Source organism: Neisseria subflava (genome assembly GCF_024205705.1).
GTDB classification, from domain to species: Bacteria; Pseudomonadota; Gammaproteobacteria; order Burkholderiales; family Neisseriaceae; genus Neisseria; species Neisseria subflava_D.
In genome coordinates this window covers 1,602,807-1,617,396 of sequence record NZ_CP073115.1, presented here as the reverse complement: position 1 = coordinate 1,617,396, position 14,590 = coordinate 1,602,807, and the positions used below count along the sequence as shown (strand labels likewise).

The window sequence follows — 14,590 nt, the reverse complement described above, 5'->3', positions numbered from 1 at the left end:
TAGTTATAATCAACTTATCTAAAGCTATTCCGCATAGATGCGGGTGATTTACTAAGGAATACTGCAATGCTGTTGGCACTTTCTTTGCGTGATTTTGTCATTGTTGAAAACCTGAATCTTGATTTTCAAAACGGCTTTACCGTATTGACGGGCGAGACCGGCGCAGGCAAATCGATTACTCTGGATGCGATTGGCCTGTTGTTGGGCGATAAAGCCGATTACAGCCAAGTGCGCAGCGGCGCCAAAGAAGCGCAGTTGTCGGCTTTGTTCGACATCAGCGGTTTGCCTGAGCTGAAAGCGCAGCTGCAGGAGCAAGGCCTTTTGGAAGAAGATGCCGAAGAGCTCAGCATCCGCCGTATTATCGATGCCAAGGGTAAAAGCCGCAGTTATATCAATAATCAGGCAGCAACATTGGTGCAGCTGAAAGCCATCGGCGAGCAGTTAATCGATATTCACGGCCAAAATGCCCATCATTCGTTGAATCAAGAGTCTGCGCAACGCGAGTTATTGGATGCGTTTGCCGGCAGCAAAGAGCAGGCAGAAACGGTCAAACAGCTTTATCAAAATTGGGTCAATGCGAAAAAGGCATTGCAAGAAGCGCAAGAGCAGGCAGAATCCATGGCCATCGAACGCGAGCGTTTGGAATGGCAGCTTAATGAATTGAACCAATTAGATCTCAAACCCAACGAATGGGAAACTTTAAGCCAAAGCCACGACAGCCTGGCGCATTCGGCCGAGTTGCTACAAACCGCCGAGCAGGTGGGCGACAGCATAGACGGAGACAACGGCATCCAACGTCGAATCTATCAATGCCAAAAACTGCTGGGCAATCTGCAAAACATTGAGCCGCGCTTTGCCGAAAGTCTGAATATGCTGGCAAGTATTGAAGCTGAATTGGGTGAAATCAGTGCCAATATGCGTGATGTGGCCGGTCGCAGCGACATCGATCCTAATGAATTGGCCGCACAAGAAAGCCGTATGGGCGAATTGATGAGCATGGCGCGCAAATACCGCATTGAGCCGGAAGAGTTGCCGCAAAAGTTGGCAGAAATTGACGAGCGCCTGCAAAACCTGCACGCGGCTGCCGATTTGGAAGCCTTGGAAAATACAGTCGCACGCAATCTTGCCGAATACCACGAAGCCGCGCATATTCTCTCCGCCATGCGTCATCAGGCGGCTGGTCGTTTGGGCGAAGAGACCACCGAGCATATGCAACATTTGGCCATGAAGGGCGCACGTTTTGACATCGTCTTGTTGCCGTCTTCGCCGACCGCACATGGTCTGGAGCAGGTACAATTCCAAGTGGCGGCGAATAAAGGCAATCCGTCCCGACCTTTGAATAAAGTGGCTTCCGGCGGCGAATTGGCGCGTATCAGCTTGGCTTTGCAAGTGGTTGCCAGCCAATACACGCAAGTGCCGACATTGATTTTCGACGAAGTGGATACCGGTATTGGTGGCGGCGTCGCCGAAATGGTCGGTAAAGCTTTGCGTGCCTTAGGTAAAAAACATCAAGTCTTGGCGGTAACCCATCTTCCTCAAGTCGCCTCTTGCGGTGAAAACCATTGGCAGGTCCGCAAGCATAGCGAAGGGGAGCAAACCGTCAGCGAAATCAGCGTGTTGAACCATCATCAGCGCATTGAGGAAATCGCGCGTATGCTGGGTGGCGAAATTATTACCGATACCACACGCAGCCATGCCGCCGAACTCTTGCATTTGGCAGCCGCCTAAAAGCCTCAAGGCCGTCTGAAAATAGGATTCAGACGGCCTTTTCTATATTTTGCCACCTTTTCAGGCAGGCAGAATACAAGGTATGATTATATCGTCTGTTTACAAGGAAATTTTGATGAAAGTCCTGTTTATCGCCGATCCAATGGCAAGTTTTAAAACCTATAAAGACACTACTTACGCCATGATGCGTGAAATGGCAAAGCGCGGTTGGCAGCTTTTTCATACCTTGAGCGGAGAATTGTCCGTCCGTGAAGGTTTGGTAGTGGCTCAGGCAGCAGCATTTGAGTTTGTCGGTGCGAAGAACGATGACGATCACGAATGGTTTAAATCAGAAGCAAAAGTTCAGACGGCCTTAAAAGATTTCGATGCGGTCATTATGCGCACTGATCCGCCGTTTGATATGCAATATCTGTATGCGACCCAGTTTTTAACTTTGGCAGAGCAGCAGGGCGCAAAAGTATTTAACAGCGGACAAGCAATGCGTGATTTCAATGAGAAATTGGCGATTTTGAACTTCAGCCAGTTTACCGCGCCGACTTTGGTTACCACACGTTCCGCCGATGTCCGTGCCTTTTTGAAAGAACACGGCGACATCATCATCAAACCGTTGGACGGCATGGGTGGTATGGGCATTTTCCGTCTGATCGAATCCGACCCCAATATCGGCAGTATCCTTGAAACCCTGATGCAGCTTGATTCACGCACCATCATGGCGCAACGTTATATTCCTGAAATCGTACATGGCGACAAGCGCATTCTGATTATCGGCGGGGAAGTTGTTCCGTATGCTTTGGCGCGTATTCCGCAAAACGGCGAAACGCGCGGCAACTTGGCTGCTGGCGGCCGAGGCGTGGCGCAGGAATTGAGCGAGCGCGACCGTGAAATTGCAGAAACCCTTGCGCCTGAATTGAAGCGTCGCGGTATTTTGCTTGCCGGTTTGGATGTCATCGGCAACAACCTGACCGAAGTCAATGTAACCAGCCCGACCGGCTTCCAAGAAATCATGAAGCAAAAAGATTTCGACGTTGCCGCCATGTTCGCAAATGCCGTAGCATCTTGGGCAAAACAATAAACCCAAAGGCCGTCTGAAAATTGACCCGACCGTTTCTTTTCAGACGGCCTTTTTATGTTGAGAATATGATGGAACCATCCTCCTACGCATCTGAAAAAAAAGGCAAAAACGGCATCAAGCGCATTATCAATGCGTTTGGTTATTCCAAAGACGGACTGGCTGCCGCGTATCGTTATGAAAGCGCATTTCGCCAAGTTCTTTGGCTGAACCTGATTTTAATTGTCTTGGCATTGTTCCTTGATTTCGGCCCGGCCACCAAAATGGTGCTCATTGTTGCATCGTTTATTTCATTGATTACCGAATTGTTTAATACCGCCATCGAGGCAGCCGTTGACCATACCTCTACTGAAAAACACGAGCTGGCCAAGCGTGCCAAAGATGCCGGTTCGGCCGCGCAACTGATGGCTTTGTTCATGTTATTTATTGTTTGGATTATTGCATTAACTGCTTAAAAATGTGGTAATATGGTAATTCATTAGGATTAGATAGTATTAATTAATCTATATCAAAGTTTTCAGACGGCCTTTGGTTGTAAGATGAAAGCTGTATATCCCAGCCATTTGGCAAACACAAGGAGCAAAACATGAAAAAATTAATGGCAACCCTGATTCTGGCAGGCTTGGCAACTTCCGTATCTGCAGCCGGTATCCATATTGAAGACGGTTGGGCACGTGCCACTGTCGAAGGTATGAAAATGGGTGGCGCATTCATGAAAATCCAAAACGATGAAGCCAAACAAGACTTCTTGGTAGGCGGCAGCAGCCCTGTTGCAGAACGCGTTGAAGTACACACCCATATTAACGACAACGGTGTTATGCGTATGCGCGAAGTTAAAGGCGGCGTGCCTTTGGCTGCAAAAGGCGTAACCGAGCTGAAACCAGGCAGCTACCACGTTATGTTCATGGGTTTGAAAAAACAATTGAAAGAAGGCGAAAAAGTGCCTGTAACCCTGAAATTCAAAAACGCGAAACCTCAAACTGTCGAGCTGGAAGTGAAAACTGCACCACAATCCGGTATGGATCACGGTCACGACCACGGTGCTCACGGTGGCGCGCATCAGCACTAATTGCTTGAATTTGCATATAAAGGCCGTCTGAAAGTCATTGGGCTTTCAGACGGCCTTTCCTGTCGTCAAATCAAAATGTGCTAAAATCACGCTTTAAAAAATGCATTTGAAACCCACATTCTGCTCATGAATACTCACAACACACCAGCAAACATCATCGTCGGCCTTTCCGGCGGCGTCGATTCATCCGTTACCGCGGCCCTGCTCAAACAGCAAGGCCATCAAATCAGCGGCGTGTTCATGCAGAACTGGGAGGATGACGACAACGACGAATATTGCAGCATCAAACAAGATTCCTTCGATGCCATTGCCGTTGCCGATATCATCGGCATCGACATCGACATCGTCAATTTCGCCGCACAATACAAAGACAACGTATTTGCCTATTTTCTCAAAGAATACAGCGCAGGCCGCACGCCAAATCCGGATGTCTTGTGCAATGCCGAAATTAAATTCAAATGCTTTTTGGACTATGCCATAGAGCAGGGCGCCGATACCATTGCCACCGGACACTATGCCCGAAAAGAAGTTCGCAACGGCGTGCATTACCTGCTCAAAGGCTTGGATCAAAACAAAGACCAAAGCTATTTCCTGTACCGCCTCAAGCCTTTCCAACTTGAGCGCGCGATTTTCCCATTGGGCGAATTGGAGAAACCTGAAGTCCGCCATCTTGCCGAAGAATTCAAATTACCGACTGCAACCAAAAAAGACAGTACCGGCATCTGCTTTATCGGCGAACGCCCGTTCCGCGAATTTCTGCAAAAATACCTACCGACCAATAATGGCAAAATGGTTACCCCTGAAGGCAAAGTAGTCGGCGAACACGTCGGCTTGATGTTTTACACGTTGGGCCAACGCAAAGGCTTGGGTATCGGCGGCGCAGGAGAACCATGGTTTGTTGCGGCCAAGGATTTGACCAAAAACGAACTGATTGTCGTCCAAGGCCATGACCATCCTTTGCTTTATACGCAAAGCCTGATTATGAACGATTTGAGTTTCACATTGCCCGAACGTCCGAAAGAAGGACGCTATACCTGCAAAACGCGCTACCGTATGGCTGACGCGCCTTGCACGTTACGTTACTTGGATGATGAAACCATTGAGCTTGTCTTTGATGAGCCGCAATGGGCGGTAACCCCCGGACAATCTGCGGTATTGTACGACGGCGATGTGTGCTTGGGCGGCGGTATCATTATGTCCACCGACAAGCCTGTCATCATTACTGCTTAATAAAAGGGCCGTCTGAAAACGAAGCGGCGGATTAAATAAAGCCTTCAGACGGCCTCGATTCTAAAAAACGACTCAATAAAAGACTGATCAATATGGAAAAACTCTGGCTCAAAAGCTACGAACAAGGTGTCAACCCCGAAATCGATATCTCTCAGTACAGCTCCATCAGCGACGTATTCCGTCAAAGTGTTGAGAAATTTTCGGATAAACCTGCTTTTCAAAACATGGGTAAAACGCTGACTTATGCCGAAGTGGGCAAGTTGGCGACCGATTTTGCGTCTTATCTGCAAAACGTATTGAAACTGCCGCGCGGTGAGCGTGTGGCGATTATGATGCCGAACGTTTTGCAATATCCGATTGCGCTTTTCGGTATTTTGCAGGCAGGTTTGGTGGCAGTAAATACCAATCCGCTTTATACGCCGCGCGAGTTGGAGCATCAGTTGAAAGACAGCGGTGCGACAACGATTGTCGTGTTGGAGAATTTTGCCAATACGCTAGAATTGGTGTTGCCGCGTACGCAAATCAAACATGTGATTGTGGCATCGGTCGGCGAGATGTTCGGCATGATTAAGGGCGCGTTGATGAACTTCGTCATCCGCAAAGTGAAAAAAATGGTACCGGAATACCGCATTCCCAATACCGTGACTTTTCAGACGGCCTTGAAGCAAGGTGCAGCAAATACGTTCAAACCAGTCGAGTTGACACGCGACGATACTGCCTTGCTGCAATATACAGGCGGCACGACCGGTTTGGCAAAAGGTGCCGTTCTCAGTCACGGCAATATCTGCGCCAATATGTTGCAGGCAAAAGAATGGATTAAAAACAGCCTGCACGAAGGCAAAGAAACGGTTATTGCCGCGTTGCCGCTTTATCATATCTTTGCCTTGACGGTAAACCTGATGATTTTCGCCAATACCGGTTCTAAAATCATCCTGATTACCAACCCTCGCGATATGAAGGGGTTTATCGGCGAATTGAAAAAAGAGCCGATCAGCGTGTTCATCGGTGTGAATACCCTGTTTAATGCAATGGTCAACCGTCCGGATTTTGCCGAAGTCGATTTTTCCCGTTTGAAACTGACTTTGGGCGGCGGTATGGCAACGCAAAAAGCCGTTGCGGAAAAATGGAAAAAAATCACCGGTACGCCGATTGTGGAAGCTTACGGTTTGACCGAAGCCAGCCCGGGCGTATGTTGCAATCCTTTGAATATCGAGGCTTACAGCGGCGGTATCGGTTTGCCGGTTCCTTCGACCGAAGTCGAATTACGCGATGCGGACGGCAAAGAAGTGCCTATCGGACAGCCGGGCGAATTGTGGGTACGCGGCCCGCAAGTGATGAAAGGCTATTGGAACCGTCCGGAAGAAACCGCCAAAGCAATCGATGCACGCGGCTTTTTAGAGACCGGCGACATTGCCGTGATGGATGAAAAAGGCTGGCTGAAGCTGGTGGACCGCAAAAAAGATTTGATTGTGGTATCCGGTTTCAATGTGTATCCGAACGAAATTGAAGAAGTGGTGGCCAGCAACGACAAAGTCTTGGAAGTCGCCTGTATCGGCGTGAAAAGTGAGAAAACCGGCGAAGCGATTAAGGTTTTCGTCGTACGCAAAGATCCGTCTTTGACCAAGGAAGAACTGATCGATTTCTGCCGCAAAGAACTGACGGCGTATAAAGTGCCGAAAGACATCGAATTCCGCGACGAGTTGCCAAAATCCAACGTTGGCAAAATCCTGCGCCGCGAGCTGCGCTGATATACAGAATCAGTATGATAAGGCCGTCTGAAAACGCTGTTTTCAGACGGCCTGAAGCTTTTGCCGTTTGCCAGAATATGCTGCTTCAAGTTAAAATTACACATTCCAACATGGGTATCACATCATGACTAAATTTATTTTCGTAACCGGCGGCGTTGTATCTTCTTTGGGTAAAGGTATCGCCGCCGCTTCTATTGCTACTATTCTCGAGTCGCGTGGCTTGAACGTGACCATGCTTAAACTCGACCCGTATATCAACGTTGACCCGGGTACCATGAGCCCGTTTCAACACGGTGAAGTATTCGTGACCGATGACGGCGCGGAAACCGACCTCGACCTCGGTCACTACGAGCGTTTCATTAACGCCACCATGACCCGCCGCAACAGCTTCAGTACCGGCCAAGTCTATGAAAACGTGATTGCCAAAGAGCGTCGTGGCGACTATTTGGGCGGTACTGTACAAGTGATTCCGCACATTACCGATGAAATCAAACGCCGTATCCATGAAGGCGCGGCCGGTTATGATGTGGCGATTGTCGAAATCGGCGGTACAGTCGGCGATATCGAATCGTTGCCTTTCTTGGAAGCCATCCGTCAAATGCGCAGCCAGCTCGGCCGCAACAATACATTGTTTGCCCACCTGAGCTATGTTCCTTACATTGCCGCCGCCGGCGAAATCAAAACCAAACCGACCCAGCATACCGTTAAAGAAATGTTGAGCATTGGTTTGCAACCGGACATCCTGATCTGCCGTATGGACAGAGAAATGCCTGCGGACGAGCGCCGTAAGATTGCATTGTTCTGTAACGTTGAAGAACGTGCCATCGTGGGTAGTTACGATGTGGACAGTATTTACGAATGCCCGGAAATGCTGCACAACCAAGGCATCGATAGCATTATTACCGAGCAGCTTCAACTGAATGTCAAACAAGCCGATTTGACCGAATGGAAGAAAATCGTTCACGCGATTCAAAATCCGAAACACACCGTCAAAATTGCGATGGTCGGCAAATACGTTGATTTGACCGAGTCCTACAAATCATTGATCGAAGCCCTGAAACATGCCGGTATTCACACTGAAACTGACGTACAAATTACCTTCGTCGACAGCGAAAGCATTGAGAAGGGCAATGGCGACGTTTCCATGCTCAAAGACATGGACGCGATTTTGGTGCCGGGCGGCTTCGGTTCACGCGGCGTAGAAGGCAAAATTGCCGCCGTACGTTATGCACGTGAAAACAACGTACCATATTTGGGCATCTGTTTGGGCATGCAAATCGCCCTGATCGAATACGCCCGCGATGTTGCAGGCTTGAAAGGTGCAAACTCTACCGAGTTTGACTTGAAATGCGCCGCGCCTGTCGTTGCCCTGATTGACGAATGGCAAACTGCAGATGGCAGCGTAGAAACCCGTGACGAATCTGCCGATTTGGGCGGTACCATGCGTTTGGGTGCGCAAGAAGTTGACCTCAAACCGGGCAGTCTTGCCGCAAAAATCTACGGCAGCGAACATATCCGCGAACGTCATCGCCACCGCTACGAGGTCAACAACAACTATGTTCCTCAGTTGGAAAAAGCCGGTTTGGTCATCGGTGGCGTATCCGCAGGCCGCGAGCGTTTGGTTGAAACCATCGAATTGCCAAATCATCCTTGGTTCTTCGCGTGTCAGTTCCATCCGGAATTCACTTCCAATCCGCGCAAAGGCCATCCTTTATTCAGCGCGTTTGTGAAAGCTGCGTTGGGTAACAAAAAAGCCTGATTGATGTGATTGAAAAAGCACCCGTTTCCGGGTGCTTTTTTGTTTTCAGACAGCCTTAGAAGTTATTTGTCTTCATTGACTTCGCGGTCGTTCAAAGGTTGTACGGGACGGTTGTTTTCGCCGCCGATAATGTCGCGTATGGCTTTAAACTGCGCCGCATCTGCCTGAACCGGAGTTTTTAAGACAACCCAAGTCACGTTTTCGCTGCAAGGCGGTGTTGTCAGCGAGCCTTTCAGCTGGAATGACTTGCTATCTTTAGGCAGCAGGGCTTGGATATTCAAGTTTTTCAACGTTACGGATTCGCCCGCTTTCAGTTTTTTGGCAGTGAGGGCGGACAAGGCAGGGTTGTTTTTGCCCGGTTTAAATACAGAGCCGATGACCGCCAAAGTGCCGTCTTCGGCTTGATGGACGAAATGCGCTTCCATCGGGAAATGTTTGCCTTTGAAAGTATGTTCGCTCGGCGTATGGAAGTGGAATTGTTTGAAGGTATAGGTTTTACCGTTAATCACGATGGTTTGGGCTTTGCCTTGCGGCGTGGCTTGAAGGGTATGGCCGTTATTTTCTACTTTGTAGTCGGCGACGTTGTAACGGTATGCCGGTTGTTTGCCTTTTACTGTTTTTGTCGTGGAGAAGTCCACTGGAGATTGCTGTTTGCCTGTTTTGCAGACAGCAAAGTCTTCACTCAAATCGCCCCAGTGTGCAGCATCGTTTTCACCTGTGTAAGACCAATGTACATGATGGGTTTCGGCGGATACCGTTGCAGTAGAGACAGCCATTAGCAAAGATAAAAAGAGATGTTCGTTCAACATAAAGGCTCCTATTTATTTATATTAGGTAAAAGGAAAAGTTTATACCAAATAAATTATTGATATAAAAAAACTTCTTCATAAGAAGTAAGTTAATGATAGTGGCAATTTGGGAGTGTTGGGTTGATATATGGCAAACATTTATCAAGCAATCATTTTTGATTAAATGATTGCAATAAGAGGGATGATTGTCCTTGCCGTGACTTTGAATGGGAGAGGCCGTCTGAAATTTCTTTCAGACGGCCTGTTTTATTTAAAAATGTTGTAAAAAGTCTAAACTCTAATGAATAAAAGTGTCTATCAAGATGAAAGTAGTTGTTTGTAGCGTTGGAAAATATTAATATCGCTAAACGTGTTTTCACGAGATTTTAACTTTGTTTTGGAGAGAATAATGAAAAAATCGATTATCGCTTTGGTTATTGCCGGTTTGCCGCTGGCTGCATCTGCAGAAGTCATTCTGTATGGTCAAATCAAAAGCAGCGTGACCGTCGGTCAGGTCAAAATCAAAGGTGATGCAGGTTCTGAAACCAGCTCCACCGCAACCAGCATCAATGACAATACCTCCCGCATCGGTTTCAAAGGCAGCGAAAACTTGGGTGGCGATTTGAAAGCTATCTGGCAAGTTGAACAAAAAACGGCCATTACCGGCGGTTCTCAAGGTTTTGCCACTCGTGATTCCTTCGTCGGTTTGCAAGGTAAATTCGGTAAGATTCGCGCCGGTAAACTCAGCAATATGCTGAACGAAATGGACACCATCGATCCATGGATGTATAAAACCAATGCCGCAGGCTTGGGCATCTTTACCCGTACCGGCAACCGTAACGCCGCTGTACGCTACGACAGCCCGGATTTTGGCGGATTCAAATTCAACGTGTCTTACGCACCGCGCGACAACCGCAATCCTTCAGATAAATACACGCACACCAAACCGGCCAAAGACCAATACACCGGCGGCGTGAGCTTCTCTAAAAACGGCTTTACCGCCAATGCGGCTTACGGCCACTACAACGGCGCGTACACCGACAAATCAGGCAAAGTCAAAGCGGCGCAAATCGCCAAAGTCGAAACTTATTACGATAAAGACAATCTCTTTGTCGGCGGCGGCGTACACTATGCCAAAGGCCATGAGACAGGCAACGAATATTTAGGTTATTTCACCGATGGTTTTAATGAGTACAAGGGTAGTGTCATCACTGCCGACTCAGGTAAAGAGGAAGCCGTAAAAGTGGTTGATGCAGCGGTAACTGTCGGCTACAAATTGGGCAATGTTACACCACGCATTACTTACGCGCACGGTTGGCCTGCCAAGGGCGTGAACAGCGGCGAAAAATTGGTGGATAAATTTGACCAAGTCGTTGTCGGCGGTCAATATACCTTCAGCAAACGCACCGGCGTAGTCGCCCAACTGGCGTATCTGAAAGTCGGCAATAAAACCCGCCTGACTGCAGCCAACAAAGGCGGTATTGAACAAAAAGCCGCTTCTGTAGGCCTGTATCACAAATTCTAAGCCGTCTAGAAAGACAAGGCCGTCTGAAATTTCAGACGGCCTTTTTGTTGATTGAACAGGTTTATTTGTCGTGGTTGCTCAGCGTGGTACCGTGACGGCCGCCACGTTCTTTCAAACGTTGTACCAAACCTTCGACCGTTGTCGGCATGCCGTCGATACAGAATGCCTGATACAGCGCAGTGTGCAGGGCGTCGTTGCGGCTGAACGCATTGCCGATCAGCTTCCAATCGCCTTTGCGCGGCTCAATCCAGCGGCGGTTTACTGTATCGCCGTAAGCGAATATTTTATAAGACGAACGCTTGTCGTTGCTGTAAGTAAAGGATGTGCGGGCGCAATAGAGGCCTTCGACGGAGAGGTTGTCGTAGCCTTTGTCGGAGCGCACGTTCAAGACGTAGCGGATGCTGTTGTCCGGCGCAGGCATGATTTGCAGGCTGCTGAGCAGGATTTTGGGCTGCTTGCCGTAGGTTTCGTTGACATAGAGGTCGAACCAATCCCCCGATTGGGTATCGGGCAGGGGCGGCAACTCGGCTTTGTGTTCTTTAAATTCGCGTGCGGCAACTTCTTCAGGGCTTTCCTGATAACGCGTGTTGGTCAGCGTATCCTTTTGGCTGAAACCCAAAGCAAATGCTTGAGTCGCGGCAAGGCTGAGAGCGAGAAGGGCAAAACGGCGCATAGACAGCTCCAAAGTGAAAAACGGCTTTATTTTATGGGCTTGCAGGGTGGGGTGCAAGTAAGTGCGGTATAATTGACGTTAATTCTGATTAATATGACGAGTTTTCATCATGAATACACAAACTCTGGATGTCATTGGTTTGAAATGCCCTCTGCCGATTTTGCGTGCTAAAAAAGCTTTGGCGCAAATGCAGGAAGGCGAAGTGCTGACCGTATTGGCTACCGATGGTGGCGCGCCCGGCGATTTTGAAGCGTTTTGCCGTCAGACCGGACATGTTTTGTTGGAATCGAGCGAGGCCGACGGCGTGTTCAAGCTGGTGTTGAAGCACAAATAAAGGCCGTCTGAAATGTCTAAAGCCGTCGCGTTGTCTGCCGCTGTATTGGCCGTCTGCCTCAGTGCATGCGGCAATGAAGGCGTTTCGCCGCAGAACACTGCCGATTATGCCCAAAATGTAACCGACTTGTTCCGCCAAAGCTGTGCGGCCGCAGACGGCGATGCCGCCCTTGTCGGCGAGTTTGCCAATGCCAACAAACTGGTTTTATTGTCGAAAAAAGATATTGCCGATTTGCCTGCCGGAATGATGGATTTGGAGGCATTAAGCATTTGGAAGAAAACGGAAAACGGCGCAGATTATTATTTGAGCCTGACTGAAGACAGTTGCAGTGTGCGTACGGCCAAAGCCGACGATCATCTGATTTTCAAACAATTTTTGGCTTTGGCAGAAAATCCGCCGCAAGGTTTGAACGCTGAGTTGCGTGCCGATAATTTGTCGGAAGCCCCGTTGCCTATGCGCCAGATTTCCTACGCATGGCGCGCGTCCGGCAGTCCGAAAGAAACCTTGCTGACCGTCAAAACAACGTCGTCCGAGCATTTTCCGGTACAGGCTGTTTTTTATTTGACCCATCATTCTTACGACAATAAGGCCGCCGTTTTGCCTTAGGCCGGTTGACGATTAAAAAACATCAAATCGATAGAAACCGTTACCGCCGAATAGAGGCCGTCTGAAACATTATCAAACCAAACCACTCGAAAGTAAGCTATGCAAACCCTGACCATCATCCGCCCCGACGATATGCACTTACACCTGCGCGACGGCGACGCGCTCAAAGCCGTTGTCCCGTACACCGCCCGACAAATGGGCCGCGCGGTTATCATGCCCAACCTGAAGCCGCCCGTCGTCAGCGTTGCCGATGCCCAAGCATACAAAGAGCGCATTATGGCCGCCCTGCCAGAAGGCAGCACCTTCCAGCCGTTGATGACGCTTTATTTGACCGACAACGCCACTCCCGAACTTGTGCGTGAAGCCAAGGCTGCCGGTATCGTGGCTTTCAAACTCTATCCAGCAGGCGCAACCACCAATTCCGATTCCGGCGTGACCGACTTGTTCAAACTGATTCCTGTGTTGGAAGAAATGGCGAAACAGGGCATTTTGTTCTTGGTTCACGGCGAAGTCACCGATCCTGAAATTGATATTTTCGACCGCGAAGCTGCCTTTATCGAGCGCGTGATGAAGCCGGTTTTGGCACAAGTGCCGAATCTTAAAGTCGTATTTGAACACATCACCACTGCCGAGGCCGCCCGACTGGTATTGGAAGCAGGCGATAATGTGGCCGCGTCTGTGACACCGCAACACTTGCTGCTCAACCGCAACGACCTTCTGGTCGGCGGCGTGCGTCCTCATCATTTCTGCCTGCCTGTACTCAAACGTGAAACCCACCGTCAGGCTTTGGTTGCCGCCGTTACCGGCGATAAGGCGCACAAATTTTTCCTCGGCACGGACTCTGCGCCACATGCCAAAACTGCCAAAGAAAATGCTTGCGGTTGCGCCGGTATGTTCAGCGCGATGACTGCCATTGAGCTTTATGCCGAAGTGTTTGAGAAAGCAGGCGCGTTGGACAAACTGGAAGCCTTTGCTTCTAAAAACGGCCCGCGTTTCTACGATCTGCCTGAAAATACCGATACCATCACATTGGTCAAACAAACGCAAACCGTACCTGCCAGCGTACCTTACGGCGATGGCGAGCTTGTACCGATGAGGGCCGGCGGCGAGATTGAATGGACGGTGCAATATTAAATTTGCCGTCGATGAGACATAAAAAGAAACAACCTGCTTGAAAGGGCAGGTTGTTTTTTTATTGTCATTCAGACGGCCTGTTATGGGGAGAGGAGGCATACAAGGCCGTCTGAAAACCAAATTATATTGCGTGTTTATTCGGTCAACATGGGTTTCAGCGCTTCCCAAGCCTGTGGCAGTTGGGTAAAGCCGTCCGAAGCCATCAAATGGCCGCCTTCAGGAATATGGGTAACAGGGCTTTTGAGTTTGGCCGCCATGTCCAAAGTCAATTCGGGCGGAACATGGGTGTCGTTGTCGGAAACCAGACAGTGTTTGGGCATGTCGATTTTGCGCAGGATGTCGAAATCGGGCGACGCTGCTTTAATGTAGGCATCAAGCGCAGGCAGGGGTGGCAGCGTATCGGCAAAACCGGCGGCAAGCAACAGACCGCCGATTTTTTGGGGCTGTTGGCGGCTGAGGAAGTGAAGGAGGGTAATGCAGCCGAGACTGTGGCCGACTAGGAAGGTATGGGCATCGGGCTTGCCGATGTGCTGGTCAAGGGTAAACTGCCACGCGGTCGTGCTTGGTTTGTCGGGATTGGGCATGGCGAGGGAGATTGCTTGTGCGCCGGTGCTTTTGATTTGGGCGCAAAGCCAGTCAAACCAGTTGCCGTGCGGATTGCCTTCAAAGCCATGTACGATATAAACGCGTCGATTCATGTTTTTCCTCCTTCAGACGGCCTGAGACTTTTGTCTAAATCTCTGCCTGTAAGCGTTTATTATACCATGTTTGTTTATGTTTTATTGTTTGTCGCTTGGTAAGGATTTTTAATTAAGCTTTTGTTGTTAAATGATATTTGCAAGAATAATAAAGCAAACAACACGGCAGGGGCAGATGGTTTTGCCGTGTTGTTCGGGTTTGAAATATATATGGGCCGTCTGAAAAACC

General features: G+C 49.1%; 14 protein-coding genes. 11 read left to right on the top strand and 3 right to left on the bottom strand.

The annotated features are described in order from the left end of the window. Nucleotides 1–66 precede the first annotated feature (66 nt). The 7 genes from recN to KCG54_RS07810 all read left to right on the top strand — a co-directional run bounded on the left by recN (nucleotide 67) and on the right by KCG54_RS07810 (nucleotide 8,603). Complete coding sequence (gene recN / locus KCG54_RS07840) at nucleotides 67–1,728, top strand: DNA repair protein RecN (RefSeq protein WP_254323870.1); 1,662 nt, start codon at nucleotides 67–69, stop codon at nucleotides 1,726–1,728. 115 nt (nucleotides 1,729–1,843) lie between these two features. After that, on the top strand, nucleotides 1,844–2,800 hold the full coding sequence (gene gshB, locus KCG54_RS07835) for a glutathione synthase (protein ID WP_254323869.1): 957 nt from the start codon (nucleotides 1,844–1,846) through the stop codon (nucleotides 2,798–2,800). 68 nt (nucleotides 2,801–2,868) lie between these two features. After that, on the top strand, nucleotides 2,869–3,252 hold the full coding sequence (locus tag KCG54_RS07830; protein WP_254325004.1) for a diacylglycerol kinase: 384 nt from the start codon (nucleotides 2,869–2,871) through the stop codon (nucleotides 3,250–3,252). A 131-nt stretch (nucleotides 3,253–3,383) separates the two neighbouring features. After that, nucleotides 3,384–3,866, top strand: a complete 483-nt coding sequence (locus tag KCG54_RS07825) for a copper chaperone PCu(A)C (RefSeq protein ID WP_049348010.1) — start codon at nucleotides 3,384–3,386, stop codon at nucleotides 3,864–3,866. A 126-nt stretch (nucleotides 3,867–3,992) separates the two neighbouring features. Next, nucleotides 3,993–5,096, top strand: coding sequence for a tRNA 2-thiouridine(34) synthase MnmA (gene mnmA, locus KCG54_RS07820; RefSeq protein WP_128580855.1), 1,104 nt, complete (start codon nucleotides 3,993–3,995; stop codon nucleotides 5,094–5,096). A 92-nt stretch (nucleotides 5,097–5,188) separates the two neighbouring features. Beyond that, on the top strand, nucleotides 5,189–6,844 hold the full coding sequence (locus KCG54_RS07815) for an AMP-binding protein (protein ID WP_254323868.1): 1,656 nt from the start codon (nucleotides 5,189–5,191) through the stop codon (nucleotides 6,842–6,844). 124 nt (nucleotides 6,845–6,968) lie between these two features. Next, entirely contained in the window at nucleotides 6,969–8,603 is a 1,635-nt protein-coding gene (locus tag KCG54_RS07810) for a CTP synthase (protein WP_004519451.1), read from the top strand. Between the two features lie 62 nt (nucleotides 8,604–8,665). On the opposite strand, the gene KCG54_RS07805 is transcribed toward KCG54_RS07810, so the two are convergent. Then, a complete protein-coding gene (locus KCG54_RS07805; RefSeq protein ID WP_254323867.1) occupies nucleotides 8,666–9,412 on the bottom strand; it encodes a carbonic anhydrase in 747 nt (248 codons plus the stop codon). Between the two features lie 388 nt (nucleotides 9,413–9,800). On the opposite strand from KCG54_RS07805, the gene KCG54_RS07800 reads away from it, so the two are divergent. After that, nucleotides 9,801–10,916 carry a porin gene (locus KCG54_RS07800; protein ID WP_254323866.1) on the top strand — a complete coding sequence of 372 codons (1,116 nt, stop codon included), beginning with the start codon at nucleotides 9,801–9,803 and terminating at the stop codon, nucleotides 10,914–10,916. Nucleotides 10,917–10,977: 61 nt separating this feature from the next. On the opposite strand, the gene KCG54_RS07795 is transcribed toward KCG54_RS07800, so the two are convergent. Next, nucleotides 10,978–11,589, bottom strand: a complete 612-nt coding sequence (locus tag KCG54_RS07795) for a CNP1-like family protein (protein WP_254325003.1) — start codon at nucleotides 11,587–11,589, stop codon at nucleotides 10,978–10,980. Nucleotides 11,590–11,698: 109 nt separating this feature from the next. On the opposite strand from KCG54_RS07795, the gene KCG54_RS07790 reads away from it, so the two are divergent. The 3 genes from KCG54_RS07790 to pyrC all read left to right on the top strand — a co-directional run bounded on the left by KCG54_RS07790 (nucleotide 11,699) and on the right by pyrC (nucleotide 13,663). Then, nucleotides 11,699–11,923, top strand: coding sequence for a sulfurtransferase TusA family protein (locus KCG54_RS07790; protein WP_003681929.1), 225 nt, complete (start codon nucleotides 11,699–11,701; stop codon nucleotides 11,921–11,923). A gap of 12 nt (nucleotides 11,924–11,935) precedes the next feature. Further along, complete coding sequence (locus KCG54_RS07785) at nucleotides 11,936–12,529, top strand: NMCC_0638 family (lipo)protein (RefSeq protein ID WP_254323865.1); 594 nt, start codon at nucleotides 11,936–11,938, stop codon at nucleotides 12,527–12,529. Between the two features lie 99 nt (nucleotides 12,530–12,628). Then, nucleotides 12,629–13,663 (top strand): dihydroorotase, encoded by a 1,035-nt coding sequence (gene pyrC, locus KCG54_RS07780; RefSeq protein WP_254323864.1) that lies wholly within the window; start codon nucleotides 12,629–12,631, stop codon nucleotides 13,661–13,663. Between the two features lie 134 nt (nucleotides 13,664–13,797). Here the strand turns inward: pyrC and KCG54_RS07775 are convergent, their stop codons facing one another. Next, on the bottom strand, nucleotides 13,798–14,361 hold the full coding sequence (locus tag KCG54_RS07775; RefSeq protein ID WP_049322739.1) for an RBBP9/YdeN family alpha/beta hydrolase: 564 nt from the start codon (nucleotides 14,359–14,361) through the stop codon (nucleotides 13,798–13,800). Nucleotides 14,362–14,590 lie beyond the last annotated feature (229 nt).